Origin of the sequence: Serratia quinivorans, assembly GCF_052113645.1 — a bacterium.
GTDB classification, from domain to species: Bacteria; Pseudomonadota; Gammaproteobacteria; order Enterobacterales; family Enterobacteriaceae; genus Serratia; species Serratia quinivorans_B.
This window is the reverse complement of the sequence record NZ_JBIEIU010000007.1, coordinates 13,228-38,458: the sequence shown is the minus strand read 5'-3', so window position 1 is coordinate 38,458 and position 25,231 is coordinate 13,228. Positions and strand designations below refer to the sequence as shown.

At 56.2% G+C, this 25,231-nt stretch carries 26 protein-coding genes; 19 read left to right on the top strand and 7 right to left on the bottom strand.

Annotation, left to right across the window (positions count from 1 at the left end):
- Window position 1: 1 nt before the first annotated feature.
- The gene (locus ACGS9J_RS14205) at window positions 2-1,384 is read left to right on the top strand and encodes an MFS transporter (RefSeq protein WP_442231527.1); all 1,383 of its coding nucleotides are present in this window, start codon (window positions 2-4) and stop codon (window positions 1,382-1,384) included.
- Complete coding sequence (locus ACGS9J_RS14200) at window positions 1,381-1,761, top strand: DUF4440 domain-containing protein (protein WP_442231526.1); 381 nt, start codon at window positions 1,381-1,383, stop codon at window positions 1,759-1,761. The genes ACGS9J_RS14205 and ACGS9J_RS14200 overlap by 4 nt, the downstream gene beginning before the upstream one ends.
- 183 nt (window positions 1,762-1,944) lie before the next feature.
- Here the strand turns inward: ACGS9J_RS14200 and asr are convergent, their stop codons facing one another.
- Window positions 1,945-2,376: an acid resistance repetitive basic protein Asr gene (asr, locus tag ACGS9J_RS14195; RefSeq protein ID WP_442231525.1), complete on the bottom strand. Its 432-nt coding sequence runs from the start codon at window positions 2,374-2,376 to the stop codon at window positions 1,945-1,947.
- Window positions 2,377-2,605: 229 nt separating this feature from the next.
- Here asr and ACGS9J_RS14190 point away from each other — a divergent pair, with 229 nt between their 5' ends.
- The gene (locus tag ACGS9J_RS14190) at window positions 2,606-2,914 is read left to right on the top strand and encodes a DUF883 family protein (protein ID WP_044554512.1); all 309 of its coding nucleotides are present in this window, start codon (window positions 2,606-2,608) and stop codon (window positions 2,912-2,914) included.
- A 63-nt stretch (window positions 2,915-2,977) separates the two neighbouring features.
- Here ACGS9J_RS14190 and pdxR read toward each other — a convergent pair whose 3' ends face one another.
- Window positions 2,978-4,411 carry a MocR-like pyridoxine biosynthesis transcription factor PdxR gene (pdxR, locus tag ACGS9J_RS14185; protein WP_442231524.1) on the bottom strand — a complete coding sequence of 478 codons (1,434 nt, stop codon included), beginning with the start codon at window positions 4,409-4,411 and terminating at the stop codon, window positions 2,978-2,980.
- Between the two features lie 209 nt (window positions 4,412-4,620).
- Between pdxR and ACGS9J_RS14180 the strand changes: the two genes are divergently transcribed.
- From ACGS9J_RS14180 to nrdF, 5 genes are all read left to right on the top strand, one after another.
- A complete protein-coding gene (locus ACGS9J_RS14180) occupies window positions 4,621-5,052 on the top strand; it encodes a carboxymuconolactone decarboxylase family protein (RefSeq protein ID WP_442231523.1) in 432 nt (143 codons plus the stop codon).
- A 281-nt stretch (window positions 5,053-5,333) separates the two neighbouring features.
- Complete coding sequence (nrdH, locus tag ACGS9J_RS14175; protein ID WP_442231522.1) at window positions 5,334-5,570, top strand: glutaredoxin-like protein NrdH; 237 nt, start codon at window positions 5,334-5,336, stop codon at window positions 5,568-5,570.
- An 8-nt stretch (window positions 5,571-5,578) separates the two neighbouring features.
- Window positions 5,579-5,983: a class Ib ribonucleoside-diphosphate reductase assembly flavoprotein NrdI gene (gene nrdI, locus ACGS9J_RS14170; protein WP_442231521.1), complete on the top strand. Its 405-nt coding sequence runs from the start codon at window positions 5,579-5,581 to the stop codon at window positions 5,981-5,983.
- Entirely contained in the window at window positions 5,965-8,109 is a 2,145-nt protein-coding gene (nrdE, locus tag ACGS9J_RS14165) for a class 1b ribonucleoside-diphosphate reductase subunit alpha (protein ID WP_442231520.1), read from the top strand. Before nrdI ends, nrdE begins: the two co-directional genes overlap by 19 nt.
- Before the next feature lie 8 nt (window positions 8,110-8,117).
- A complete protein-coding gene (gene nrdF, locus ACGS9J_RS14160) occupies window positions 8,118-9,089 on the top strand; it encodes a class 1b ribonucleoside-diphosphate reductase subunit beta (protein ID WP_442231519.1) in 972 nt (323 codons plus the stop codon).
- Between the two features lie 76 nt (window positions 9,090-9,165).
- On the opposite strand, the gene ACGS9J_RS14155 is transcribed toward nrdF, so the two are convergent.
- Together ACGS9J_RS14155 and ACGS9J_RS14150 are read right to left on the bottom strand one after the other, a co-directional pair.
- Window positions 9,166-9,378, bottom strand: a complete 213-nt coding sequence (locus tag ACGS9J_RS14155) for a DUF1289 domain-containing protein (RefSeq protein ID WP_442231518.1) — start codon at window positions 9,376-9,378, stop codon at window positions 9,166-9,168.
- A 72-nt stretch (window positions 9,379-9,450) separates the two neighbouring features.
- Entirely contained in the window at window positions 9,451-10,191 is a 741-nt protein-coding gene (locus ACGS9J_RS14150) for an SDR family oxidoreductase (RefSeq protein ID WP_442231517.1), read from the bottom strand.
- A gap of 124 nt (window positions 10,192-10,315) precedes the next feature.
- On the opposite strand from ACGS9J_RS14150, the gene ACGS9J_RS14145 reads away from it, so the two are divergent.
- A complete protein-coding gene (locus ACGS9J_RS14145; protein ID WP_442231516.1) occupies window positions 10,316-11,209 on the top strand; it encodes a LysR family transcriptional regulator in 894 nt (297 codons plus the stop codon).
- A 21-nt stretch (window positions 11,210-11,230) separates the two neighbouring features.
- Here the strand turns inward: ACGS9J_RS14145 and ACGS9J_RS14140 are convergent, their stop codons facing one another.
- Both ACGS9J_RS14140 and ACGS9J_RS14135 read right to left on the bottom strand, forming a co-directional pair.
- Window positions 11,231-12,175 carry an MBL fold metallo-hydrolase gene (locus ACGS9J_RS14140; RefSeq protein WP_442231515.1) on the bottom strand — a complete coding sequence of 315 codons (945 nt, stop codon included), beginning with the start codon at window positions 12,173-12,175 and terminating at the stop codon, window positions 11,231-11,233.
- A gap of 133 nt (window positions 12,176-12,308) precedes the next feature.
- On the bottom strand, window positions 12,309-13,664 hold the full coding sequence (locus ACGS9J_RS14135) for a 2-hydroxycarboxylate transporter family protein (RefSeq protein WP_442231514.1): 1,356 nt from the start codon (window positions 13,662-13,664) through the stop codon (window positions 12,309-12,311).
- A 326-nt stretch (window positions 13,665-13,990) separates the two neighbouring features.
- On the opposite strand from ACGS9J_RS14135, the gene ACGS9J_RS14130 reads away from it, so the two are divergent.
- The 6 genes from ACGS9J_RS14130 (at window position 13,991) to proX (ACGS9J_RS14105) (ending at window position 21,119) form a co-directional block, all read left to right on the top strand.
- Window positions 13,991-15,589 carry an ATP-binding protein gene (locus tag ACGS9J_RS14130; RefSeq protein ID WP_442231513.1) on the top strand — a complete coding sequence of 533 codons (1,599 nt, stop codon included), beginning with the start codon at window positions 13,991-13,993 and terminating at the stop codon, window positions 15,587-15,589.
- Window positions 15,590-15,600: 11 nt separating this feature from the next.
- Window positions 15,601-16,287, top strand: a complete 687-nt coding sequence (locus ACGS9J_RS14125; RefSeq protein ID WP_442231728.1) for a response regulator — start codon at window positions 15,601-15,603, stop codon at window positions 16,285-16,287.
- Between the two features lie 407 nt (window positions 16,288-16,694).
- Window positions 16,695-17,897: a glycine betaine/L-proline ABC transporter ATP-binding protein ProV gene (proV, locus tag ACGS9J_RS14120; protein ID WP_442231727.1), complete on the top strand. Its 1,203-nt coding sequence runs from the start codon at window positions 16,695-16,697 to the stop codon at window positions 17,895-17,897.
- On the top strand, window positions 17,890-19,008 hold the full coding sequence (proW, locus tag ACGS9J_RS14115) for a glycine betaine/L-proline ABC transporter permease ProW (protein ID WP_442231512.1): 1,119 nt from the start codon (window positions 17,890-17,892) through the stop codon (window positions 19,006-19,008). The genes proV and proW overlap by 8 nt, the downstream gene beginning before the upstream one ends.
- Before the next feature lie 63 nt (window positions 19,009-19,071).
- Complete coding sequence (gene proX, locus ACGS9J_RS14110; protein WP_442231511.1) at window positions 19,072-20,067, top strand: glycine betaine/L-proline ABC transporter substrate-binding protein ProX; 996 nt, start codon at window positions 19,072-19,074, stop codon at window positions 20,065-20,067.
- Between the two features lie 50 nt (window positions 20,068-20,117).
- Entirely contained in the window at window positions 20,118-21,119 is a 1,002-nt protein-coding gene (proX, locus tag ACGS9J_RS14105) for a glycine betaine/L-proline ABC transporter substrate-binding protein ProX (protein ID WP_442231510.1), read from the top strand.
- A 31-nt stretch (window positions 21,120-21,150) separates the two neighbouring features.
- Here the strand turns inward: proX (ACGS9J_RS14105) and ACGS9J_RS14100 are convergent, their stop codons facing one another.
- Window positions 21,151-22,029: a LysR family transcriptional regulator gene (locus ACGS9J_RS14100; RefSeq protein WP_442231509.1), complete on the bottom strand. Its 879-nt coding sequence runs from the start codon at window positions 22,027-22,029 to the stop codon at window positions 21,151-21,153.
- Window positions 22,030-22,130: 101 nt separating this feature from the next.
- Between ACGS9J_RS14100 and ACGS9J_RS14095 the strand changes: the two genes are divergently transcribed.
- From ACGS9J_RS14095 to mprA, 4 genes are all read left to right on the top strand, one after another.
- Window positions 22,131-23,330 carry an MFS transporter gene (locus tag ACGS9J_RS14095; RefSeq protein WP_442231508.1) on the top strand — a complete coding sequence of 400 codons (1,200 nt, stop codon included), beginning with the start codon at window positions 22,131-22,133 and terminating at the stop codon, window positions 23,328-23,330.
- A gap of 124 nt (window positions 23,331-23,454) precedes the next feature.
- On the top strand, window positions 23,455-24,201 hold the full coding sequence (locus ACGS9J_RS14090) for an AzlC family ABC transporter permease (protein ID WP_442231507.1): 747 nt from the start codon (window positions 23,455-23,457) through the stop codon (window positions 24,199-24,201).
- Entirely contained in the window at window positions 24,191-24,544 is a 354-nt protein-coding gene (gene ygaH, locus ACGS9J_RS14085; RefSeq protein ID WP_442231506.1) for an L-valine transporter subunit YgaH, read from the top strand. The genes ACGS9J_RS14090 and ygaH overlap by 11 nt, the downstream gene beginning before the upstream one ends.
- A gap of 158 nt (window positions 24,545-24,702) precedes the next feature.
- Entirely contained in the window at window positions 24,703-25,224 is a 522-nt protein-coding gene (mprA, locus tag ACGS9J_RS14080; RefSeq protein WP_442231505.1) for a transcriptional repressor MprA, read from the top strand.
- Window positions 25,225-25,231: the final 7 nt, after the last annotated feature.

Below are 25,231 nucleotides of genomic sequence, written 5' to 3'. Positions count from 1 at the left end.
CATGCCCTATCGCATCAAAGTCGCAATCGTCTACCTGCTCGGATTTTTTGTCGATCTGATCAACATGTTTATCGCCAACGTCGCTTACCCGTCGATCGGCCATGCGTTGCAGGCTTCAGTCGGTGAACTGGCCTGGGTCAGCAACGGTTATATTCTCGGCCTGACGCTGGTGATCCCGCTCAGCGCCTGGTTAGCACAGCGCATTGGCGGGCGGCGGGTGTTTTTGCTGTCGTTGACCTTGTTTATGCTGGCGACGGCAGCGGCGGGTTATGCCGATTCCATCGGTGAGTTGATTGGCTGGCGAGTGCTGCAGGGTATGGGCGGCGGGTTGCTGATCCCTATCGGTCAAACGCTGACCTATCAATTGTATCGCAGCCACGAACGCGCCGGGCTTTCCGCCGCCATTATGCTGGTCGGCCTGCTGGCCCCGGCGCTGTCACCGGCACTGGGCGGGTTCATTGTCGACCGGCTCGACTGGCGCTGGGTGTTCTTCGCCAATCTGCCACTGGCCGCATTGGCACTGTTGTTGGCCGCATTTTGGCTGCGCCCTCAGGCAGGCGATCCGCAACGCCGGCCCCTTGAGGTCAAAGGGTTGCTCAGCGCCTGCACCGCCCTGACGTTGATCTTGCTGGGCCTCACCCAACTGGGTGAAAAGGGAGGTCTGCCGGCAGGCGCTCTGCTGCTGGCCGCCGGGGGATTAACGCTGGCCTATTTCCTGCGCCGTAGTCTGCGCATCGCCCACCCTCTGCTGAACCTGCGCTTGATGCAGGATCCGCTGCTGCGCACTTCGATGATGATTTATCAGTGTATTCCCGGCCTGTTTATCGGCGTCAGCCTGGTGGCCATGCTGTATTTGCAAAATCAGCTGGGCATGCGCGCCGCGCAGGTCGGCAGCCTGATGCTGCCCTGGTCGCTGGCCTCGTTTCTGGCCATTACGCTGACCGGCAGGAAATTTAATCGCCTTGGCCCGCGACCGCTGTTCATCCTCGGTTGCCTGTTACAGGGACTGGGCATTTTGGCGCTGTCACAGGTTGCGCACGCTGGGGATTATGGGTTGCAGGTCATGGCCTTTGCCCTGATGGGGTTTGGCGGCAGCCTGTGCAGCAGCACCGCGCAGAGCAGCGCCTTTTTGCAAATTGCCGATGAGCAGTTGGCGGACGCCAGTGCGCTATGGAATATCAATCGGCAGCTCAGTTTTTGCCTGGGTGTCGCCCTGCTCAGCCTGCTGTTAAACCTGCTGCTGGAGCATTTTACCCCCACGGTTGCCTACAAAATCTGTTTTTATCTGGCCGCCGCCAGCACGCTGCTCCCCCTGCTGCTGTGCTTGCGCATCGCTAACCGCGCCATTGTGCGCCGTCTCAATACTCAACAGGACTCCCAATGAACCAATATTTTACCGAAGTGCTCGACGCTCACGTCGCCATTGAAAACTGGCTGGAAAAAGGGGCTGGGGAAGAACAGGCGTTACTGGCACGTTTTGATCCGGCATTCAGCATGATCGCGCTGAACGGAAGTCGGCTGGATTTCGCCGCACTGAGCGCGTTTTTCCGCGCACACCGGGCTGCCAAACCAGGGCTGGCAATCAGCATAGAAGAGATGACGTTAGTGGCCGAATGGCCAACAGGGGCGGTGGTCAGCTATCGCGAAAAACAAAGGCTGCCAGGTCAGGCGGCAACGCTGCGCAACTCCACCGTGGTATTTGAGCAAACCCCAACCGGGCTGGGGTGGCGGCACCTGCATGAAACCCCTATCACGCAATAATCAGAGAAAACCGTCGGCCAGGAACAGTTCCCAGGCCACGATCAACCCGCACAGGGTGACGGTGCTGAAAATCACTTCGAATAAATAACGATTGATCATCATGGGCTGGTCCTCAAAAGAAAACACCCGGCAAAACCGGGTGTTTATACAGCGTCTGGATGCTGCGGTATCCGCAGACTTCACTTATTTAGCGGCTGGAGTTGCTGCTTTTTTGGTAGCTTTGTGGTGTTTTTTAGCGGCCTGAGCTTTCTGTACTGGCGCTTTTTTGTGGTGCTTTTTAGCAGCCTGGGCTTTCTGCACTGGCGCTTTTTTGCTTACTTTTTGGTGCTTTTTAGCAGCCTGAGCTTTCTGGGCTGGGGCTTTCTTGGTCGCTTTGTGGTGCTTTTTAGCCGCCTGGGCTTTCTGAGCTGGGGCTTTCTTGGTCGCTTTCTTGTGCGCTTTCTTATGGTGAGTCGCTTTAGCCGGAGCCTTCTCAGCAGCCGCTGGTGCAGCGCTAGTGGTGGTGGTTGCAGCCGGAGCAGCAGTGGCCGGAGCGGTTGCAGCGGTGTCGGCAGCGAAAGCCACAGAAGACAGACCCATGGTGGCAGCAACGATCAGGGCTAATACTTTTTTCATCTTTAATTCCTCAGAGTGTTTTTTCAGTAAGCCCCGTTGGGCCGTTGAAGCAGATACTAGAGGAATCGATGAGGCGCTTCCGTGAGTGATTGGTTTCGCCGAGTAACCAAATGTACAACGTCACTGAGCCTTGTGGCGAAGATGACCGGATATGTATTTTACCGTGATCAGCGGCACATTTTCAAAAATGGTCTACACTTAATAGACATGTGTCGAAACGGAGAGTCGAATGTTTAAGAAATCAGAAAAAGTTGAACGCGACATCGATCAGGACGTCACTCTTTTGGCTGATACCTTAGATGAGGTGCTACGCGCATCCGGTGACAAGACCAAAGAGGAACTGAAAGAGCTGCACAGCAAGGCTAAAGGCGTATTACGCGATGCCCGTGCGCGCTTCAATGGTTCCAATAATCTGACACAGCACGCCCGCGATGCCGTCGAACAAGCCGACAGTTACGTGCGCGACAAACCTTGGCAGGGCGTAGGGATCGGGGCCGCGGTTGGCATCGTCCTCGGCGTTCTGCTGGCCCGGCGTTAACACCCCTTGCAGTCATAAAGATAAAACAGATGCGCGTCTGGCCCACGGGAAACCGTGGGCCGTTTAATTTGTACCTTTGAATAACTCGGCTAATCTGGCTACCGCCTGCTCTGCCGCACTCTGCTGGGTGAAGTTGGCAAATCCCATTAATAATCCTTCCCCCGCCGGGTTTGCTATAGCCCATGCCGAAAGCGCCTGTATTGACAACCCACGTTGCCAGGCTTCTTCCGATAAGCGCCGATCCTGCCCATTGTCCGTCAGCCGAGCCAACAACTGAATGCCACCGGCCTGCGAGGCCACCGTCAGATATTCACCCAGTTGGTGTTCCAGCGCCTGCGCCAGCCACTCGCGCCGTTGGCGATAAAGGGGCCGCATTCGCTTGAGATGACGATAAAAATGCCCCTGATTGATAAAGTCCGCCACGCTGGCCTGCAGCAGCGGCGGGCAGCCGCAACCGCGTAGCCGGCTGCCGTGCCCAAAGGCCTCCACCAGCCCGTTCGGGACCACCAAATAGGCCATGCGCAGGGCCGGAAACAGGGCTTTGCTGAAGGTTCCGGCATACAGCACCCGCCCTTGCCGATCGAGGCTTTTCAGCGGCGGCAGCGGTCGGCCGTGATAGCGAACCTCGCTGTCGTAATCGTCCTCCAGGATCCAGGCGGCTTGCCGTTGTGCCCACTCCAGCAAGGCCATACGCCGTGCCAGGCTCAGTGAGACGCCCAGCGGACTTTGGTGGGTCGGCGTCAGCACCGCCATGCGCGCCTGGGGTGCAGTGGCCAGGCCAAGAGCAATATTCATGCCCTGCTGGTCAACCGGCACCGCCACCGGCCGCATGCCGGCGGCGCGAAACACCGGCAGCGTCACCGGGTAGCCCGGATCCTCCAGCCACACTTCGTCATCCGCTTTAAGCAAGGTGCCCACCACCAGATCCAGCAATGCCTGATACCCGGCGCAAATAAAAACCTGTTCCGGTCGACAACGGATGCCGCGCGAAAGCTGCAAATAATTTACGATGGCCGCGCGCAGCTCAGGTAATCCCTGGGTTGATGGATGCGCCATCGCCGACAGCGGGCCGGTGCGCAATTGACGTCCGACAATCCGTTGCCATAACGCACGCGGAAACGCATCCAGCGCCGGTAGCCCAAGTTGGAATGGCTGAGTTGCCCCGCTCGGGTGCAGCGGATCCGCCGTCACGGTCGGCATCGCCTCCGCCGCTAACAGCTTGCGCACCGGCAGGTTCTGCAACTGCGGCGAAACATAAGTGCCTGCCTGTCCCCGGCTCTGCAAAAAACCTTCGGCGATCAGTTGGCCGTAAGCGTTTTCCACCGTGGCACGCGCAACGCCCAGATCGCTCGCCAGCCCACGCACCGAAGGCAGTCTGCTGCCCGCCTGCAGGGTCCCCTGGGCAATGGCATCTTTAATCCGCAGATAAATCTGCCGGTACAAGGGATCGGCCAGCCGGCTGTCCAGCCGCAGGGAGGGAAGAAACTGACGCATCACGTCTTAATGCTGCAAATTAAGGCGAAATAGCCCCCTCTCCCTTGGGAGAGGGGGCGCTCACTTAAGCAACGTTGCGCACACTTATGCATAGTCTGATGGATATAGCGCATTATGGCCCGGTTAAATAATCATTTTATGGCCCTATAGCATAGTCCATACCACCGCTAAAGTAGCGTCATGATTTTGCTATTCGCTAACTGAGGTTGACCATGATTAAGCCACGTTTGAAATATTCCGAACTCTCTCCTGCCCCTTACAAAGGCATGGTGAACGCCCTGATGGCACTGGAGAAAGGTGCGCTGGACAAGGCGACGATTGAGCTGATGTTTATGCGTGTCTCGCAGATTAACGGCTGCGCCTACTGCCTGGACATGCACGGCAAAGCGCTGCGCGAAAGCGGTGTCGACAACGCCAAACTGGACCAGCTTGCAGGCTGGCGCGTGAGCCATGAGTTCAGCGACCGCGAGCGTGCGGCGCTGGAGTGGGCGGATTCCGTCACTCTGATCGCCGCCACCGGCGCACCGGACAGTGCGTTTGAATCACTGCAGGCGCACTTCAGCGATGCGGAAATTGCCGATTTAACCTTCGCCATCAGCATTATGAACGCCTTTAATCGTCTGGCTGTCAGCATGCGTCAATGATCAAACCGCACTTTTCCCCTCTCAGCACGAGAGGGGTTTCCCGCCGATCCCCCGACAAAAAAATTTTTCCCTGCACGGTTCCAGCCCTGATGCGGCCTCAACGCAAAACCCACCAAAACACCATATATAGCGTGGTTGATAAATTAAATATCTACATATAGTATTTAACTCATCAACCGCAGGGAACATGCAGCGGTTGATAACGCCGTCAGAAACGCCGTTCAATGCTCCGTTATCTGACCTGTCCGCCTTTCCTTCGGCCTAAAAGGTAAATGCGAATCATGAGCATTATTATTTACAGTAAACCGGACTGTGTCCAGTGCAACGCCACCTATCGCGCATTCGATAAACAAGGGATTGGTTATCAGGTGATCGACCTCACCCAGGATCAGCAGGCGCTGAACCATGTGAAATCCCTTGGCTATCAGCAGGTACCGGTAATTATCGCCGGTGAAGATCACTGGTCCGGTTTCCGGCCGGACAAAATTGGCGCGCTGGTCCACGCCTTAGCATCCTGAGGCTGCCCATGAACCCGCTGGTCTATTTCTCCAGCAGTTCGGAGAACACCCACAGGTTCGTTGAAAAACTGGGATTGCCGGCGATACGCATACCGATCGCCGGCGCCCGCAGCAAGCTGCTGATGGACCAACCCTATATTTTGATCGTGCCCAGCTATGGCGGTGGCAGTGCCACAGGAGCCGTGCCGATCCAGGTGATCCGCTTTCTCAACGATCCACAGAATCGCGCTTTCCTGCGTGGCGTTATCGCCGCCGGGAATACCAATTTCGGCGCAGCGTACGGCATTGCCGGCGACATCATCGCCAAAAAATGTCAGGTGCCTTTTCTTTACCGCTTTGAGCTGCTCGGCACCACACAAGACGTTGCAAACGTTCGACAGGGAGTAACCGCATTTTGGCAACGACAGAACTGAACAGGCCCGCCGCAAGCGCGCTGGATTACCATTCGCTCAACGCGATGCTCAATCTTTATGATGCCGAAGGTCGTATCCAGTTCGATAAGGATCGGCTGGCGGCGCGGCACTACTTCCTGCAGCACGTGAATCAAAACACCGTGTTCTTCCACAACCTGGAAGAGAAACTGCGTTATCTGGTGGAAGAAGGTTATTACGAGCAGAGCGTGTTGGCGCAGTACGACTTCACCTTTATCAAACAGCTGTTCCAGCAGGCCTATGCGAAAAAATTCCGCTTCGAGACCTTCCTCGGTGCCTTTAAGTATTACACCAGCTACACGCTGAAAACCTTTGACGGCAAGCGCTACCTGGAACGCTACGAAGATCGGGTGTGCATGGTGGCGCTGACGCTGGCGGCGGGGGATACCGCACTGGCGCAGGATCTGGTGGAGGAGATGATTTCCGGCCGCTTCCAGCCGGCGACGCCGACCTTCCTCAACTGCGGCAAGCAGCAGCGCGGCGAACTGGTGTCCTGTTTTCTGTTGCGCATCGAAGACAATATGGAGTCGATCGGTCGGGCGGTGAACTCGGCGTTGCAACTGTCGAAACGCGGCGGTGGCGTGGCATTTCTACTGACCAATATCCGTGAGGTCGGCGCCCCGATCAAGCGCATTGAAAACCAGTCCTCCGGCGTGATCCCAATCATGAAAATGCTTGAGGATGCCTTCTCTTACGCCAACCAGTTGGGCGCGCGTCAGGGTGCCGGCGCGGTGTATCTCAATGCCCACCATCCGGACATTCTGCGTTTCCTCGACACCAAACGCGAAAACGCCGACGAGAAAATTCGTATCAAAACGCTGTCGCTGGGGGTGGTGATCCCGGATATCACTTTCGAGCTGGCGAAGAATAACGAAGAGATGTACCTGTTTTCGCCGTATGACGTCGAGCAGGTGTATGGCGTGCCGTTCTCGGAAATCAGCGTCAGCGAGAAATACCGCGAAATGGTGGATGACAAACGCATCCGCAAATCGCGTATCAATGCGCGTGAATTCTTCCAGGTACTGGCGGAGATCCAGTTTGAATCCGGTTATCCGTACATGATGTTTGAAGATACGGTCAATCGTGAAAACCCGATCGCCGGGCGCATCAACATGAGCAACCTGTGCTCGGAGATTTTGCAGGTTAACCGCGCCAGTAGCTATCACGATGATCTGAGCTATGACCAGGTGGGCAAGGATATTTCCTGTAATCTCGGCTCGCTGAACATCGCCAAAACCATGGATGCCCCCGACTTCGGCAAAGCCGTCGACACCGCGATCCGTGCACTGACGGCGGTGGCGGACATGAGCGACATTCGCTCGGTACCCTCGATCGCCGAAGGCAACCGCAGTTCGCATGCCATCGGCCTCGGCCAGATGAACCTGCACGGCTACCTGGCCCGCGAACGCATCTTCTACGGCTCAGAAGAAGGCATCGACTTCACCAACCTCTACTTCTATACCGTCGCTTACCATGCCATTCGCGCCTCTAACCGGTTGGCAATTGAACGTGGCAGCGCGTTCGGCGGCTTTGAGGATTCGACCTACGCCTCCGGCGAGTATTTCAGCAAATACACCGAGCAGGAATGGCTGCCGCAAACCGAGCGAGTGCGTGCGCTGTTTGCCGACGCCAATATCGCCATCCCCGGCCGTGAAGAATGGCTGGCACTGCGCCAGTCGGTGATGATGCACGGGTTGTATAACCAGAATCTGCAGGCGGTACCGCCGACCGGCTCCATCTCTTACATCAATAATTCGACCTCCAGCATTCATCCGATCGTGTCGCGCATCGAGATCCGCAAAGAGGGAAAAATTGGTCGCGTGTATTACCCGGCGCCCTTTATGACCAACGACAATCTGGAGTATTACCAGGATGCCTACGACATCGGCCCGGAAAAGATTATCGATACCTATGCCGCCGCCAGTCAGCACGTAGATCAGGGGCTGTCGCTGACGCTGTTCTTCCGCGATACCGCCAGTACCCGCGACATCAACCGCGCGCAGATCTACGCCTGGCGTAAAGGCATCAAAACCATCTATTACATCCGCCTGCGCCAGATGGCGTTGGAAGGCACCGAGGTGCAGGGCTGCGTGTCCTGCGCACTGTGAGGCAACTTATGAATACGATTAAACCGGCGCGGTTGGTGCGTGCCATCAACTGGAACATCATCGAAGACGACAAGGATCTGGAGGTGTGGAACCGCCTGACCTCCAACTTCTGGCTGCCGGAGAAAGTGCCGCTGTCAAATGACATTCCGTCGTGGGCAACGCTGACACCGAAGGAACAGCAGTTGACCATCCGGGTATTCACCGGCCTGACGCTGCTGGACACCATTCAAAATACCCTGGGCGCGCCGGCGCTGATCGAAGATGCGATTACGCCGCATGAGGAGGCGGTGTACTCCAACATCAGCTTTATGGAGGCGGTGCACGCCCGCTCCTACAGCTCGATTTTTTCTACGCTGTGCCAGACGCCGGACGTCGACGACGCCTACCGCTGGAGCGAGGAGAATCGTGCGTTGCAGAAAAAAGCCAGCATCATTCTGGCCTACTACCGCGGCGACGATCCGCTGATGAAGAAGGTCGCCAGCGTCTTCCTCGAGTCGTTCCTGTTCTATTCGGGCTTTTATCTGCCGATGTACTGGTCGAGCCGTGCCAAGCTGACCAATACCGCCGATCTGATCCGGCTGATCATCCGCGACGAAGCGGTACATGGTTATTACATTGGCTACAAATTCCAAAAAGGGTTGGAAAAGGTCGATGCGGCACGCCGCCAACAGGTGAAAAACTTCGCCTTCGATCTGATGCAGGATTTGTACGATAACGAGGTGCGTTACACCGAAGAGCTGTACGACGGCGTGGGCTGGACCGAGGACGTGAAAACCTTCCTTCACTATAACGCTAACAAGGCGTTGATGAATCTGGGTTACGAAGCGCTGTTCCCACCGTCGATGGCGCAGGTCAATCCGGCCATTCTGTCAGCGCTGTCGCCAAATGCCGACGAGAACCACGACTTCTTCTCCGGCTCAGGCTCGTCTTACGTGATAGGTAAAGCGGTCAATACCGAGGATGACGACTGGGATTTCTGAGGGTTGCCGCAGGGGCAATAACTTCGCCCTATAACGATAACCGGTGAACGGGCGCAGCATGCAGCGCCCCTACCCTTTAGATATTCCCGGAGCGCTGCCGGATGCGCTGCCAAATAGCGTGTTTTTCTTCATCATCGGCGCTCGACCAGGCGGCAATTTCATCCAACGTGCGCCAGCAGCCCCGGCACCAGGATTTTTCGCTGTCGATCTGGCAAAGGTTATTGCAGGGCGAGCGAACGCCGTCGTCAATCTGACTGCCGGTTTTTCTTCTTCTACTGCGGCCTGCCATAAGGCACTTCCTCGCGGTGAATTTCTCGCGACAGGATACCCGATCCTGTCGCGAAAAAACCGCCCGCCAGCATCAGATAATGCCACCGTTAGCACGCAAGATTTGGCCATTGATCCAGGCACCGTCGGCACCGGCCAGGAATGATACCGCTGCGGCGATATCCTGCGGCTGGCCCAGACGCTCCAGCGGCGCCATTTTCGCCAGACGGTCGATCAGTTCCGGGGTTTTGCCGTCCAGGAACAATCCGGTGGCGGTCGGCCCCGGCGCGATGGCATTGACGGTGATATTGCGACCGCGCAGCTCTTTCGCCAACACGCTGGTCAGCGCTTCTACTGCAGCCTTGCTGGCGGCGTACATGCCGTAGCTCGGCTGCAACAACCCGACCACACTGGACGAAAAGTTGATGATACGGCCATTGTCGCGCAGACGTTTCGCCGCTTCTCGCAGGGTGTTGAAGGTGCCTTTCAGGTTGATGTCGATCAGCCGATCAACATCGGCATCGCTCATTTCTGCGACCGGAGCCAGGGCAATCACCCCGGCGTTATTCACCAAAATATCCACGCCGCCGAAAGCCTGCTCGGCGCGATCAAACAATTGGGCGACGGCGACGGCGTTGCTGACATCCGCTTTGGCACTCAATGCCCGGCCGCCATTGTGTTCAATTTTGCGTACCAGCTCATCGGCCAATGCCTGATTGCCTGAATAGTTGACGATCACGGTAAAACCGTCGGCGGCCAGGCGTTCGGCAATGGCCGCGCCGATACCGCGTGATGCGCCGGTGACAATGGCAACTTGCTGAGTCGTGGTGTTCATGTTGTCGATCCTCGTCGGGTATGCGCCAACGGACTCGCTGGCGTAAGAACATCATGCCCCTTTCACATCGGCGAATAATCCCCTAATCTTCGTTATCACTATCCGAATTTAGCGAATAATCAGCATGGACAGAATTGACGCCATGCGCCTGTTCACCCGTGTGGTGGAACAGCGCAGCTTTACTCAGGCCGCACAGGATCTGGGCTTGCCGCGATCGACGGTGACCGATGCCATCAAGCAACTGGAAGCCCGGCTACAGGTACGGTTGTTGCAACGCACCACCCGCCACGTCAGCCCAACGCTGGATGGCGAAGCTTACTATCAACGCTGCCTGACCATTCTGGCGGATATAGAAGATGCCGAGATGGCATTTGCCGGTGCCAAGCCGCGCGGACTGCTGCGCATCGACGTACACGGCACACTGGCACGCCACTTTTTGCTGCCGGATCTCCCCGATTTTTTGGCGCAATATCCGGAGATCGCATTTTTCATGAGCGAAGGCGACCGGCTGGTCGATCCGGTGCGGGAAGGTATCGACTGCGTGGTACGCGTCGGCAAACTGAAAGACAGCGACATGGTGGCGCGTCGGTTAGGCGAGTTGGAAGAAGTGACCTGCGCGGCGCCGGACTATCTGCAACGCTTTGGTACGCCGCTTTCCATCAGCGAACTTGAGGGGCACCGAATGGTAGGTTTTCGCTCTTCGGCCAGCGGTACCCTGATGCCGCTGGAGTTTAACGTCGCGGGCCAGGTGCAGCAGGTGACACTGCCGTGCACGGTGTCCGTCAGCGCGGCGGAAAGCCTGGTCGCCGCGGCACAGAGGGGCCTGGGGATCATTCAGGTACCGCGTTATCACCTGCGCGACAGCCTGGCCAACGGCAGTTTGCTGCCCCTGCTGCCGCAATCCCCTTCCACCCCGATGCCGGTTTCACTGCTGTACCCGCGCAACCGCCAACTCTCACCGCGGGTTCGGGTCTTCATCGACTGGTTCAGCAAAGTCTTTGCCGCCCGTAACCGATAAAAAGTGGTGGTTCAGAACGCTTTACATGGCGCCATATTCCAGCGGCACCCAGTCGTATCCTTCCCCCTGCTTATTCAGATAACCCAATCCGGGGAAGGACAAATGTGCTCCCCCCACCAGCACACTGCGTTGAGCACTGTCGCTGAATATCCGCAGGCGTTGGGCTACCGCTGCCTTGGCATCACTGTCAAAACTTATCGCGACGCGCGGGTGGGCGAACTGCACTGCTGCCACGTGGATCAGATCGCCAATCAGCAGCAATTTTTTGCCCTGGCTTTCCACCAGATAAACACTGTGGCCTGGCGTATGCCCATGAGCAGCAAACGCGCTGATCCCCGGCGACAGCTCACCGTCCTTGCTGAACGGCTTAAAATGCCCGGCGGCCTGATAAGGTTTGATCGCGGCAATAACATTCTCGAACGACGCCTTGTCCTTCGGCTCGGCCTGTTTCAAGCGGCTTTCGCTAAGCCAAAAATCGGCATCCTGCTGGCCGACGCGCACCACTGCATTTGGGAACGCGGCCTGGCCATTTGGCGCCAGGCCGCCGAGATGATCCGGATGCATGTGCGTCAGGTAAATTTCATCCACCTGCTGCGGCTGATAACCGGCCGCCTTCAGATTGACGGCCAGTTTTCCCAACCCGTCCCCCAGCAGCGAGCCTGCCCCGGTATCAATCAGAATTAACTTGCTGCCGGTATTGAACAGATAGGCATTGAACGAGGTGACGACCGGCAGGCCCTGATGGTGCTCGGCCAGCGCAGTTTCAATCTGTTTTGGCGAACTGTTTAGCAGCAGTTTGTCTACCGGTAAAGGGAGCACGCCATCGGACAAGGCGGTGATTTCATAACTGCCCAGCATGATGCGATAAAAACCCGGTGCGGGGGTTTTCACCTGAGGCGCAGCGGCCAGGGCTTGCAGCGACATGACGGCCAGCGCCGCCCCCAGCAGGTAGCGTTTCCAGAACATAGCGATTCCTTGTTGTCATTTGGCAGCACCAAGTATTAACCCAAAGTGGAAATGACGCCTGCAGGCGGGGGAAAATGAGCAAAAAAAATCCCCGCGGGGGCGGGGAAAGGCAAAGAAACCAAGGGGTTTTGGGTTATACGAAGAATTTGGCCAGTACCAGCAGGGAAAGCGAGACGTTGATTGCGCCGCCAATACGGGTAGCGATCTGGGCAAAAGGCATCAGTGACATACGGTTACCGGCGGTGAGGATGGCAACATCACCGGTACCGCCCTGCCCACTCTGGCAGCAGGAAACAATAGCCACGTCGATCGGATGCATGCCGATTTTCTTGCCGACGAAGAAGCCGGTCGCCACCAACGCACACACGGTGCTGACAATCACCACCAGGTTCTGGACGGTGAAGGCATTAACCAGCTCCTGCCACGGGGTGATGGCTACGCCGACGGCAAACAGAATCGGGTAGGTTACCGCCGTGCGGAAAAACTTATACACCACCTGCGAGCCTTCCTGAATGCGTGGGGAGACGCCGTGTGCCAATTTCACCGCCACAGCGGCGAACAGCATGCCAACGGGAGCAGGCAGACCAATCATGCGGTGCAGCAACATCCCCACCATGTACAGCAGGATGGCCAACAGCGCGCCGCAGGCAATGGTGCTGACGTCCACCTTACCGCTGATTTTATCCACCGCGCTCATCTCGCTTTCGCCCTGCTTGCTCGGCATCAGGCTGCCTTCGCCGGTCAGGTGCGGGTAACGTTTCCCAAGCTGATTGAGCAAGCCGGCGAGGACAATGGCGGTCAGGCTGCCCAGCATCACGATAGGCAGAATACGGCCCAACGCCACGCCCTGTTCCATATGCAGGATGGCCGCGTAGCCCATCGACAGCGGAATAGCGCCCTCACCGACGCCACCGGCCATGATCGGCAAGATCAGGAAGAAGAAGATTTGGAACGGCTCCAGCCCCAGAGCCATGCCCACCGCCATCCCGACCAGCATGCCGACAATCTCACCGCACAGCATTGGCGCGAAGATGCGCAGGAAGCCCTGGATCAGCACCTGACGGTTCATGCTCATAATGCTGCCGACGATAATGCAGCAGATGTAGAGATACAGAATATTGGTCGATTTATAGAACTTGGTGGTCGACTCCACCACCACGTCCGGCAGCAGGCCGTAATGCACCAACGCGGAAGGAATAAAGGTGGCGCAGATGGCCGCAGCCCCCATTTTGCCGATCAGCGGCAGGCGTTTGCCAAACTCGCCGCAGGCAAAACCAAAGAAGGCCAATGTGGCGACCATCACCACGATGTCGCTCGGTAATTTCCCTTCCAGGCAATCCAATAAAATAAGTACGCCGGCCAGAACAAAGAACGGCAACGGAATAATTCCTACTTTGTAATTGTCCAGTATGTGCCACCATTTTTCCCGCAACGGTATTTCAGCGGTTTTGTCTTTGGCGACGAGGAAAGAATCATCTGTTGTGCTCATAATCTGGCCTCTTATTAGTTTGTTCTGCCATCATAGAGAAACGCACGGATTATCTGCTGTGATTTTGTTCAAAATTAAAAAGGGTTTTTAATGGTGGTTATGGTTTCTATGGTGTTAATTAAGATTATGTAAAATTGATCGTGGTTTTAATGGTGTTAAGGTTATTTTTACTTTAAAGCTTATCAGTTTTATTGCAGCCGATGGCTTATCCGACCCGACAAGAGTAATCCCGTGGCTGCGATCACAAGTTGATCCGGCGCAATATTACATTAACTGCCACTCATGGTAGGGTAAGCGTTCAGGATTTATCAGGACGAACCCCGGCTATGCGCATAAAACTTTCATTTCAAATCAAACTATTCCTGTGCCTGGTCGCCTTCTCTTGCCTGCTGTTGACGTTTATTGGCGCTTACACCTACTACCAGCTCGATGCCCAGCTGCACCGGGACCTCGGTGCGCGAGCACAGGTGCAGGCGCGCGAGATTGCCCTGATCCCTTCGCTGATCACCGCGGTGGAAAAAAAAGACCCGGTTGAAATTGCCGCCTTGATGAAAAAAATACGCGCCAGCAGCGATGCCAGCTATATCGTGATCGGCGATAAACAGACCCGGCATCTTTATCATTCTGAATACGCCAATCGTATCGGTACGCCGATGGTCGGTGGTGATAATAAAGAAGTTCTGGAAGGGAAAAGCATTATTTCCATCCGCAAAGGCGGCATCGGTATTTCATTACGCAGCAAAGCGCCGATTTTTGACGAAAATAATCACGTCATCGGTATTGTTTCGGTCGGTTATCTTAAATCACATATCGACAATTTGAATTCCAGAACCCTGACGCAGATCCTGGGGTCGATAGTGCTGTTATTAATTGCGCTGTTCGTATTTTCGTGGCTGTTGTCGAAAAACTTAAAACGCCAAATGTTCTGGCTGGAACCCAAAGAAATCGCCCTGCTGGTACGTCAGCAGAAAGCCTTGCTGGAAGCGATCTATGAAGGGGTGATTGCCGTCGATCCGCAACTGCGGATCATCACCATTAACCATGCCGCCCGCGAACTGCTGGATCTGCGCCAACCTGCCGGGGCCCTGATGGGCCGTGCAATCGGCGAGGTGATCCAATCCCAGCCGGACTTCTTCGGCGCTTCACAGTTAGGGCATGACACCCACGACGAGGTCTGCCGCTTCAACCATGTGCGGGTCATCGCCAGCCGGGTGCGCATCATGCAGGAAGAAGAACTGCAGGGTTGGGTGATCAGCTTCCGCGACAAGAACGACATCAATACCCTGAGCAGCCAGCTTAGCCAGGTCAAGCGCTATGCCGACAACCTGCGCATCATGCGCCACGAGCAGCTAAACTGGACCGCCACCCTCGCCGGGCTGTTGCATATGCAACGTTACGACGAGGCGATCCGCTATGTGGAAGCGCAATCGGAAGGCGCGCAGGAGCTCCTCGACTTTATCTCGCAGCGCTTCAGTTCGGCGGCGTTGTGCGGCCTGCTGTTGGGCAAGTATTCCAGTGCGAAGGAAAAAGGCGTGGAGCTGCGTTTCGATCCCGCCTGCCAACTACGGCAGATCCCGGCGGCATTGAATGAAACCGAATTGATGTCGATCATCGGCAATTTGCTGGATAATGCGGTAGACGCTACGCTGCGTTACGGTGTGCCCTATGAAGCGGTAGAGCTTTATATCAGCGACAGCAGCAATGAACTGGTGATTGAAGTGGCCGATCGCGGTACCGGTATTGCCCCTGAGGTGCGAGATACGCTGTTCGAACAAGGCGTCACCACCAAAGATGACAAGGGGGATCACGGTATTGGTCTGCATCTGGTTGCCAGCCATGTAGCACAAGCGCACGGCAGTATAGAAGTGTCGGACAACGATCCGCACGGCGCTATTTTTTCTTTGTTTATCCCTAAACAATCTTGAGCACCCGAATGATGCAACCAGAAGCACTGGACGTTTTGATCGTGGAAGATGAGCCACAGTTGGCGACGCTGCACGCGGAATTCATTGAGCAGAACTTTGCTCTGCGGGTGGTGGGCTATGCCGCCACGCTGGCCGAGGCCAAAGCCAAAGTCAAAGCCCACCAGCCGCGGCTGATCCTGCTGGATAACTTTCTGCCGGATGGTCAGGGGATTGAGCTGATGGAAGAAGCCACGGTGAAAAACCCCGGCTGTTCGGTCATCTTCATTACCGCCGCCAGCGACATGAATACCTGCAGTCAGGCTATCCGTAACGGCGCCTTCGATTACATCATCAAACCGGTATCCTACAAACGCCTGCGCAACTCACTGGAGCGCTTTATGCAGTTTGTGCAAACCCAACGCACCTTCAAAGTGATCGACCAGAGCAATGTCGACGCGCTGTATAACCTGCAATCCAAACAGTTCTCCAGCGAACCCAGTGCCAAGGGCATTGAAACCAACACGCTGGAACTGGTGCAGGCGCTGTTTATCCAGCATCCAGAGGTGGCGCATGCGGTGGAAGACGTGGTCGAACAGGTCGGTATCAGTAAAACCACCGCCCGACGTTATCTGGAATATTGCGTCTCTACCCAGTTTGTGCGCGTTGAGATGATGTACGGCAATATAGGCCATCCGCGTCGCCTGTATAGCAAGGCTTGAGCTGCCATCTGGCTGTCATATTGGAGGGGTAATATAACTTCGGCGATATCCCCTCGATATCGGCACCTGTCGTTGAAAACTGATGAAATACTGATGACTTTTACCCGGCCTTTGGTCGGGTTTTTTATTGTCTGAAATGAAGGCTTGACGGGCAAATAATAGCGCTAATGCATCAGGATTATTCTTACCGAAAACCAGAAGGTTATAGGAAATATCAGGCACGGATAATTGAGCACTCACCTCATTACCATAACTAATCGAAAACTTGATGTAAATCGCTAATATCCCATTCATCGGACATTGAGGGTTGTCTCAGATATTCACTGTGTTAGGGTATAGGTGACTATTATTTTCTATTGGGACATTTTTTATCGTTTGATAATTCATCAGAGGAAACAGCAAATTGCATGGCAATTAAACTCGAAGTAAAGAACCTGTATAAGATATTTGGCGAGCATCCGGATCGCGCTTTCAAACTGATTGAGAAAGGTCTGACAAAAGACCAGTTGCTTGAAAAAACCGGATTATCGTTGGGCGTAAAAGACGCCTCTCTGGCCATTGAAGAAGGCGAGATATTTGTCATCATGGGGCTTTCCGGTTCCGGAAAATCCACCCTGGTACGCCTTCTCAATCGTCTGATAGAACCCACTCGCGGACAGGTGCTGATTGATGGTGAGGATATATCGAAAATATCCGACAACGCACTGCGCACCGTACGCCGTAATAAGATCAGCATGGTGTTCCAATCATTCGCATTAATGCCGCATATGAATGTATTGAATAACACCGCATTCGGTATGGAATTAGCCGGTATTCCGCCGCAGGAACGCCAGGAAAAAGCCCTGGAGGCCCTGCGTCAGGTTGGGCTGGAGAATTATGCCCACTCCTATCCCGATGAACTTTCCGGCGGGATGCGCCAGCGCGTGGGATTAGCCCGTGCCATGGCGAACAATCCGGATATATTATTGATGGATGAAGCCTTCTCGGCGCTCGATCCATTAATACGTACCGAGATGCAAGATGAGCTGGTCAAATTACAGGCCCAGCATCAGCGCACCATCGTCTTTATTTCTCACGATTTGGATGAAGCGATGCGTATTGGCGATCGTATTGCCATTATGCAAGGCGGAGAGGTGATTCAGGTCGGTACCCCGGAGGAAATATTAAATAATCCGGCCAACGATTATGTCCGTACCTTCTTCCGTGGCGTGGATATCAGCCACGTTTTCAGCGCCAAGGATATCGCCCAGCGTCGTCCTGTCGCACTGATTCGTAAAACCCCCGGTTTTGGTCCGCGTTCGGCGTTACAGCTGCTGCGCGATGAAGACCGCGATTATGGTTATGTTATTGAACGCGGAAAGAAATTTATCGGCGTGGTGTCGGTAGATTCACTCAAGCAGGCGCTGGCGGCCAACCTGACGTTGGATGATGCCCTGTTGGAAGCCCCCGCCCCGGTCCCGGCCGACATGCCGCTGAGCGAACTGATTTCCCTGGTCGCCCTGGCGCCTTGTGCGGTCCCCGTGGTCTGCGAAGAAAATAACTATATCGGAATTATTTCCAAGGCCATGCTGCTGCAGGCCTTAGATAAAGAGGGCCCAGCGAATGAGTGACACTACACAGGATCCATGGGCGACTGCGCCTGCCGACCCCAGCGCCGCACCGGCGACTGACGCTGCAACCTCGGCGCCACCCGCCGGTGATGCCTGGTCAAGCGCACCGCCACCGGAAACCCATGACGCGGCTAATCAGGCCGCTCAGGGAGCCGACTGGCTTAACAGCGCACCGGCCCAGCAAGAACATTTCAGCCTGCTGGATCCGTTCCACAAGACCTGGGTGCCGTTTGACTCTTGGGTCACCCACGGTATCGACTGGCTGGTGCTGCACTTTCGCCCGCTGTTTCAGGGCATCCGCGTGCCGGTCGACTTTATCCTCAGCGGCTTCCAGCAACTGCTGCTCGGCATGCCGGCGCCGATCGCCATTTTGCTGTTCTCGCTGATTGCCTGGCAGCTCTCAAGCCTTGGCATGGGGGCCGCCACGCTGGTCTCGCTGATTGCCATCGGCGCGATTGGCGCCTGGTCGCAGGCCATGGTGACCCTGGCACTGGTGCTGACCGCCCTGTTCTTCTGTATCGTCATCGGTTTGCCGCTCGGCATCTGGTTGGCGCGCAGCAAGCACGCCGGCAAGGTTATCCGGCCACTGCTCGACGCCATGCAGACCACACCGGCCTTCGTCTATCTGGTGCCGATCGTCATGCTGTTCGGTATCGGTAACGTGCCGGGGGTGGTGGTGACCATCATCTTTGCGCTGCCACCGATCGTGCGACTGACCATTCTGGGCATTAAACAGGTGCCGGAAGATCTGATCGAAGCCGCCGAATCCTTTGGCGCCAGCCCGCGTCAGTTGCTGTTCAAAGTGCAATTGCCACTGGCGATGCCGACCATCATGGCCGGTGTAAACCAAACGCTGATGCTGGCGCTGTCGATGGTGGTTATCGCCTCGATGATCGCCGTTGGCGGTCTGGGGCAGATGGTACTGCGCGGCATCGGTCGCCTCGATATGGGGCTGGCCGCCGTCGGCGGGGTGGGTATCGTGATCCTGGCGATTATTCTCGACCGCCTCACCCAGTCGCTGGGGCGCGATCGCCGCAGCAAAGGCATGGGCCGCTGGTACGCTCACGGCCCGATCGGACTGCTAACCCGGCCCTTCATCAAAAAGCCTTAATCGCCCTGCCCCCGGCCAAACGTCGGGGGCACCGACAGCACCTATAAAATCGAAGGAACCACTATGCGCTCGACAGGAATTTGGGCTCTTGCCCTGACTTCATTGCTAAGCACACAGGCGTTCGCCGTCGAATTACCCGGCAAAGGCGTCACGGTGAAACCGTTGCAAAGCACCCTCGCCGAAGAAAGCTTCCAGACCGAACTGGTCAACCGTGCCCTGGTCAAGCTGGGCTATGACGTCCAGCCCACCGACGAGGTGGAATACAACATTGCCTACACCTCTATCGCTTCCGGCGATGCCACCTACATGGCGGTGAACTGGGATCCGTTGCAAACCGACATGTACCAAAGCGCCGGCGGCGACAAGAAGTTCTATCGCCAGGGTGCCTACATCACCAATGCGGCGCAGGGGTATCTGATCGACAAGAAAACCGCCGATCAATACCACATCAGCGATATTTCCCAGTTGAAAGATCCCAAGCTGGCGAAGCTGTTCGACGCCGACGGTGACGGCAAGGCCGATCTGGCCGGCTGCGAACCGGGCTGGGTGTGCGGCAACGTCATTAATACGCACATCAAGGCCTATGGTCTGAGCAACACCGTCACTCAAAACCAGGGCAATTACTCCGCCATCATCGCCGACACCCTGACCCGCTACAAACAGGGCAAACCGGTGCTGTACTTCACCTGGACCCCCTACTGGGTCAGCGATGAACTGGTGCCGGGTCGCGATGTGGTTTGGCTGACCGTGCCCTTCTCCGCCAGCCCCGGCTCGTTGAAAGACAAGGATACCGCGTTGCCGAACGGCAAGAATTACGGTTTTGCCGTCAATAACGAACACATCGTCGCCAACAAGCAATGGGCCGAAGCCAACCCGGCAGCCGCCAAACTGTTCGCCATCATGAAACTGCCACTGGCGGACGTGAACGCGCAGAACCTGCGCATGCACAAGGGCGAGAACAACGCCGACGACATACAACGCCACGTAGACGGCTGGATTAAAGCCCATCAGGCCACTTTTGACGGCTGGGTCAACACGGCTGCTGCGGCAGCGAAATAATCCCGACGTGCCGGAAATCCCGGCTTCATAACATAAAAAGGTATTTCACTATGCGCACTACAGGAATCTGGGCGGTTGCCCTCACTACACTGATTAGCTCACAGGCGGTTTCCGCCGCCGATTTGCCCGGCAAGGGCATCACCGTCCAGCCGGTGCAAAGCACCATCTCGGAAGAGACCTTCCAGACGCTGCTGGTCAGCAAGGCACTGGAAAAGCTGGGCTATGACGTTAAAGACACCCGTGAAGTGGATTATAACGTTGCCTACACCTCAATCGCTTCCGGCGATGCAACCTTCCTGGCGGTAAACTGGGATCCGCTGCATGCCGATCAGTACAAGGCCGCGGGCGGCGACGCCAAGTTCTACCGTGAAGGGGTGTACGTCAACGGTGCCGCGCAGGGTTATCTGATCGACAAGAAAACCGCCGATAAATACCACATCACCAACGTTGAGCAGTTGAAAGATCCGAAGATCGCCAAGCTGTTTGATACCAATGGCGACGGCAAGGCCGATCTGACCGGCTGTACGCCGGGCTGGGGCTGCGAGGCGGCCATTAACCATCACATCGAAGCCTACGGCCTGGGTAAAACCGTCGAACACAACCAGGGCAACTACGCGGCGATGATTGCCGATACCATTACCCGCTACAAAGAAGGCAAGCCGGTGCTGTACTACACCTGGACGCCGTACTGGGTCAGTGACGTGCTGGTGCCGGGCCGCGACGTCGTTTGGTTGCAGGTGCCGTTCTCTGCCATGCCGGGCGAGATGAAAGATATGGATACCAAGCTGCCGAACGGCGCCAACTATGGTTTCCCAGTGAATACCATGCGTATTGCGGCTAACAAGCAATGGGCGCAAGCCAACCCAGCGGCTGCCAAGCTGTTTGCCATCATGAAGCTGCCGATTGCCGACGTGAATGCGCAAAACCTGCGGATGCATGAAGGTCAGGCGTCCGAAGCCGATATTCAGAGCCACGTTGATGGCTGGATCAAGGCGCATCAGGCCACCTTCGACGGCTGGGTGAAAACTGCCGCAGAAGCTGCGAAGAAATAATCCCTCAGGGCGCGGCATGCTGTGCCGCGCCCTATTCGCTGATTTCAATCCCGCTAAACTGCAAAAAACGTTCGGCGGTGCGGGGTAGCGGCTGCGGCCAAACGCAGTACACCTGACGCCGGGGACCATCCTCTATGGGAATCGACACCAGCGCACTCAGGCGCTGCGCCGTCGAGATGGGCACAATGCCTGTCGCCAACCCACGCCGCACCAAATTCTCCAGCCATTCGATATGATCGATCTCAAAATTGACGTGCCGCTTGATACCCGCTGCCTGAAACGCACGGTCGGTCTGACGTCGGGCACCGGTCCCGCTGTAGAAGTCGACCAGCGGCACTTCCGACAAGGTATGCAAATTCACACGCTCCCGGCTCGCTAACGGGTGTTGTGGCGACACCAGCGCCACCAGCGGCTCGTCGGTCAACTGCCGGTGGGATACCGGCAGCATATCGATATCCCCCGGCCAGATGCCGACAAACGCCACATCGGTCTTTTGCTGACGTACGTCTTCCAGCAATTCCTCGCTCATTCCCACGTACAGCCGAATGTTCACGCCGGGATAATGGCGGTGAAAGTTGCCCAGTTTTTCGGTCAGATCAATCGCGTTTATGGTGGAGATTGTGCCAATGGTCAGGGTGCCGGACACCGCGCCGCTGGCGGCGACCACCTCTTCCACCAGCGCCTGTTTTGCCGCCAGCAGCCGCTGTGCCGGTTGAATAAATGCCTGCCCGGCGTTCGTCAGCCTGACCCGGCGCGAGGTGCGCTCAAACAATGCGCAGCCCAGCTCTTCCTCCAGTTTGGCGATCTGATGGCTGAGGGCCGATTGCACCGTATGGCAACGCTGCGCCGCCCGGGTAAAACTCTGCTCTTCGGCCACCGCCAGCGCAAAACGGATCTGTTTCAGGTTCATTCAGTTATCTCGAAATGAGATTGATCAGATGAAAATTATACATTGGTTTAACCCGCCGTCCTGCCCGATACTTGCACCACTTTTTCTTGTGATTAAATTTTATGAGCCAACAAAATTCACATCCGGGCCTCAGCCCGGCGCTGATTGTACTGATCGCCATCGCCACCGGTTTGGCCGTAGCCAGTAATTACTATGCGCAGCCGCTGCTGGAAACCATCGCCAACAACTTTGGGCTGTCGGTCAATCAGGCCGGTTTTATCGTCACCGCCGCGCAGATGGGCTATGCCGTCGGCCTGCTGCTGCTGGTGCCGCTCGGCGATATGTTTGAACGCCGTGGGCTGATCGTCTTTATGACGTTGCTGGCCGCCGGGGGCATGCTGATCACCGCCAGCTCCACCACGCTGCCGATGATGATCCTCGGTACCGCACTCACTGGGTTGTTCTCGGTGGTGGCGCAAATCCTGGTGCCTTTGGCCGCCACGCTGGCACATCCGGAAAAACGCGGTAAAACCGTTGGCATCATCATGAGTGGCCTGCTGCTCGGCATTCTGTTGGCTCGCACCGTGGCCGGAGCACTGGCGTCGATCGGCGGCTGGCGCACCATTTACTGGGTGGCCAGCGTGCTGATGATCCTGATGGCGCTGATTTTGTGGCGCGCGCTGCCGCGTTACAAACAGCACTCCGGGCTGAATTATCCCCAACTGCTGAAATCCATTTTCACCCTGTTTGGCGGTTCACCGCTGCTGCGTACCCGCGCGGTGCTCGGTGCACTGTCATTTGCCAACTTCAGCGTGCTCTGGACCTCGATGGCCTTCCTGTTGGCGGCACCGCCTTTTGGTTATTCCGAAGGGGTGATCGGCCTGTTCGGGCTGGTGGGTGCCGCCGGTGCTCTGGCGGCCTCCCGGGCTGGGCATTTGGCGGATCAGGGCAAGGCCGGGTTAACCACCACGGTAGGATTGGTGCTGCTGCTGCTGTCGTGGATACCCATCGCTTTCGCTAAACAATCGCTGTGGGCATTGATCGTCGGCATCCTGATCCTCGATCTGGCGGTGCAAGCCGTGCACGTCACCAACCAAAGCGTGATTTACCGCATTATGCCGGAAGCACGCAACCGCCTGACGGCCGGTTACATGACCAGCTATTTTATCGGGGGAGCCCTCGGCTCGCTGCTGTCCGCCTCGGCCTATCAGCATGCAGGCTGGACTGGCGTGGCCGCCGCAGGGGGCGTTTTGTGCCTGCTTAACCTGCTGACCTGGTGGTGCGGCAAACGTCATGATCCCCAGGGACCAGCGGCGATCTGATTAGCAAGCGAATAGTCATAATAGAAATTTATTAGCGACGCAGGGTATAAACATTACTTACTCTCTGGTAATGTTCTGGGCATAAACTATTGGTTCCCTATATACCCTGCGATTCAAATACATTATGCAAAGCCAAGCTGCAGAAAGTATCAATCCCCCTGCCGTCAGTTCCACCTTCACCCACGGCATCGTCGACAGTTTACCGATCGTCATCGGCTATGTGCCGGTGGCTTTTGCTTTTGGCCTGAGCGCCGTTAAGCTGGGGTTTTCCCCGCTAGAGAGCATTTTCTTTTCCTGCATCATCTATGCGGGCGCCAGCCAGTTCGTGATCACCGCCCTGCTGAGTGCCGGCATGTCTTTGTGGGTCTCCGCGTTGACCGTGATGGCGATGGATATACGGCATCTGCTGTATGGCCCCGCTCTGCGTCACCGGATCGTCTCGCGCATGTCGGGCGGTAAAACCGCACTCTGGGCTTTCGGCCTGACCGATGAAGTCTTCGCCGCCGCTACCGCCAAATTGATGCGCAATAACCGCAGTTGGAGCGAGAACTGGATGCTCGGCATCTCGCTGTTTTCCTGGCTGTCCTGGGTCGCAGGCACCGCGCTGGGCGCAGTGTTCGGCAATGGGCCGCTGGAGCAATTCCCGGTGATCGAAGCTTCGCTGTCGTTTATGTTACCGGCACTGTTCCTCAGCTTCCTGCTGGCGGCCTTCAAACGCCCGCAAAGCCTGACTATCGCCGCGTCACTGGCCGGTGCCTTGCTCGGCGTGGTGCTGTTTTCCATCCCGGTGGCTATTTTGGCCGGTATCAGCGCCGGCTGTATCGCCGCCCTGTTCCAACCCGTTGCGGCGGAGGCCATTGATGAACACTGATGTGCTGGTGATCGGCCTGGTGGTCGGCTGTGCTAATTATCTGTTCCGCTACTTACCGTTACGTTTGGCCCCCGCGCGTGCGCAACCGGGGATCAAACGCGGCAAAACCGCGCTGTTGCTCGACAGCATCGGTATCGCTTCCATTTGCGCGCTGTTGGTGGTTTCCAGCACCCCGGTGGTGATGCGCGAACCGGACAAGCTGTGGCCCACCCTGGCCGGTTTCGCCGCGCTGGGGCTGTGCTTTTATCGAAGCAAAAGCATCATTTTGTCCACGCTGATTGGCGCGGTATCCTTTGGCATTACATTAAAATTATTTATGACTTTCAGTCAGGGTAACCTTTAATTTTGTGCGTCATTTCACATTAACCCTTTTTCTGAATGGGGTTTATTGACAATCTGCTGACAAATGACACGAATTGCTAAATTAATCACCCTGCTGAACATTTACATTATTAATCACTATCGTTACTATCTCGAACGAAACTAATGAGGCCCAAAATTATGGAAAGCTCGTTTGCTCCCATTGAACAAATGCTTAATTTCCGCGCGAAGCGTCAGAAAGATTTCCCTTATCAGGAAATCCTGCTGACCCGGCTGTGTATGCACATGCAAAGCAAGCTGCTGGAAAACCGCAATAAAATGCTCAAAGCACAAGGGATAAACGAAACATTGTTTATGGCGCTGATTACCCTGGATGCGCAGGAAAGCCACAGCATCCAGCCTTCTGAGCTAAGCTGTGCCCTGGGCTCATCACGGACCAATGCCACGCGCATTGCCGATGAACTGGAGAAGCGCGGTTGGATTGAGCGCCGGGAAAGCGACAATGACCGTCGTTGCCTGCATCTGCACATGACGCCGCAGGGAGAAGAGTTTCTCAACCAATTGCTGCCGCCGCAGCACAAGTGTCTGCATTTCCTGTGGTCCACGCTGAACGATGACGAACAGCAGCAGCTTGAAAAGCTGACGCGCAAGCTATTGGCGCGTATGGACCAGATGGAAGTTACAGAACAGTTATCCCAATAATTTCTGT

Excerpts from the sequence above, each read along its gene's own strand:
- ACGS9J_RS14205 (WP_442231527.1), top strand. The coding sequence starts at position 2 with ATGCCCTATCGCATCAAAGTCGCAATCGTCTACCTGCTCGGATTTTTT.
- ACGS9J_RS14200 (WP_442231526.1), top strand. The coding sequence starts at position 1,381 with ATGAACCAATATTTTACCGAAGTGCTCGACGCTCACGTCGCCATTGAA.
- asr (WP_442231525.1), bottom strand. The coding sequence starts at position 2,376 with ATGAAAAAAGTATTAGCCCTGATCGTTGCTGCCACCATGGGTCTGTCT.
- ACGS9J_RS14190 (WP_044554512.1), top strand. The coding sequence starts at position 2,606 with ATGTTTAAGAAATCAGAAAAAGTTGAACGCGACATCGATCAGGACGTC.
- ACGS9J_RS14180 (WP_442231523.1), top strand. The coding sequence starts at position 4,621 with ATGATTAAGCCACGTTTGAAATATTCCGAACTCTCTCCTGCCCCTTAC.
- nrdH (WP_442231522.1), top strand. The coding sequence starts at position 5,334 with ATGAGCATTATTATTTACAGTAAACCGGACTGTGTCCAGTGCAACGCC.
- nrdI (WP_442231521.1), top strand. The coding sequence starts at position 5,579 with ATGAACCCGCTGGTCTATTTCTCCAGCAGTTCGGAGAACACCCACAGG.
- nrdF (WP_442231519.1), top strand. The coding sequence starts at position 8,118 with ATGAATACGATTAAACCGGCGCGGTTGGTGCGTGCCATCAACTGGAAC.
- ACGS9J_RS14155 (WP_442231518.1), bottom strand. The coding sequence starts at position 9,378 with ATGGCAGGCCGCAGTAGAAGAAGAAAAACCGGCAGTCAGATTGACGAC.
- ACGS9J_RS14150 (WP_442231517.1), bottom strand. The coding sequence starts at position 10,191 with ATGAACACCACGACTCAGCAAGTTGCCATTGTCACCGGCGCATCACGC.
- ACGS9J_RS14145 (WP_442231516.1), top strand. The coding sequence starts at position 10,316 with ATGGACAGAATTGACGCCATGCGCCTGTTCACCCGTGTGGTGGAACAG.
- ACGS9J_RS14140 (WP_442231515.1), bottom strand. The coding sequence starts at position 12,175 with ATGTTCTGGAAACGCTACCTGCTGGGGGCGGCGCTGGCCGTCATGTCG.
- ACGS9J_RS14135 (WP_442231514.1), bottom strand. The coding sequence starts at position 13,664 with ATGAGCACAACAGATGATTCTTTCCTCGTCGCCAAAGACAAAACCGCT.
- ACGS9J_RS14130 (WP_442231513.1), top strand. The coding sequence starts at position 13,991 with ATGCGCATAAAACTTTCATTTCAAATCAAACTATTCCTGTGCCTGGTC.
- ACGS9J_RS14125 (WP_442231728.1), top strand. The coding sequence starts at position 15,601 with ATGCAACCAGAAGCACTGGACGTTTTGATCGTGGAAGATGAGCCACAG.
- proV (WP_442231727.1), top strand. The coding sequence starts at position 16,695 with ATGGCAATTAAACTCGAAGTAAAGAACCTGTATAAGATATTTGGCGAG.
- proW (WP_442231512.1), top strand. The coding sequence starts at position 17,890 with ATGAGTGACACTACACAGGATCCATGGGCGACTGCGCCTGCCGACCCC.
- proX (WP_442231511.1), top strand. The coding sequence starts at position 19,072 with ATGCGCTCGACAGGAATTTGGGCTCTTGCCCTGACTTCATTGCTAAGC.
- proX (WP_442231510.1), top strand. The coding sequence starts at position 20,118 with ATGCGCACTACAGGAATCTGGGCGGTTGCCCTCACTACACTGATTAGC.
- ACGS9J_RS14100 (WP_442231509.1), bottom strand. The coding sequence starts at position 22,029 with ATGAACCTGAAACAGATCCGTTTTGCGCTGGCGGTGGCCGAAGAGCAG.
- ACGS9J_RS14095 (WP_442231508.1), top strand. The coding sequence starts at position 22,131 with ATGAGCCAACAAAATTCACATCCGGGCCTCAGCCCGGCGCTGATTGTA.
- ACGS9J_RS14090 (WP_442231507.1), top strand. The coding sequence starts at position 23,455 with ATGCAAAGCCAAGCTGCAGAAAGTATCAATCCCCCTGCCGTCAGTTCC.
- ygaH (WP_442231506.1), top strand. The coding sequence starts at position 24,191 with ATGAACACTGATGTGCTGGTGATCGGCCTGGTGGTCGGCTGTGCTAAT.
- mprA (WP_442231505.1), top strand. The coding sequence starts at position 24,703 with ATGGAAAGCTCGTTTGCTCCCATTGAACAAATGCTTAATTTCCGCGCG.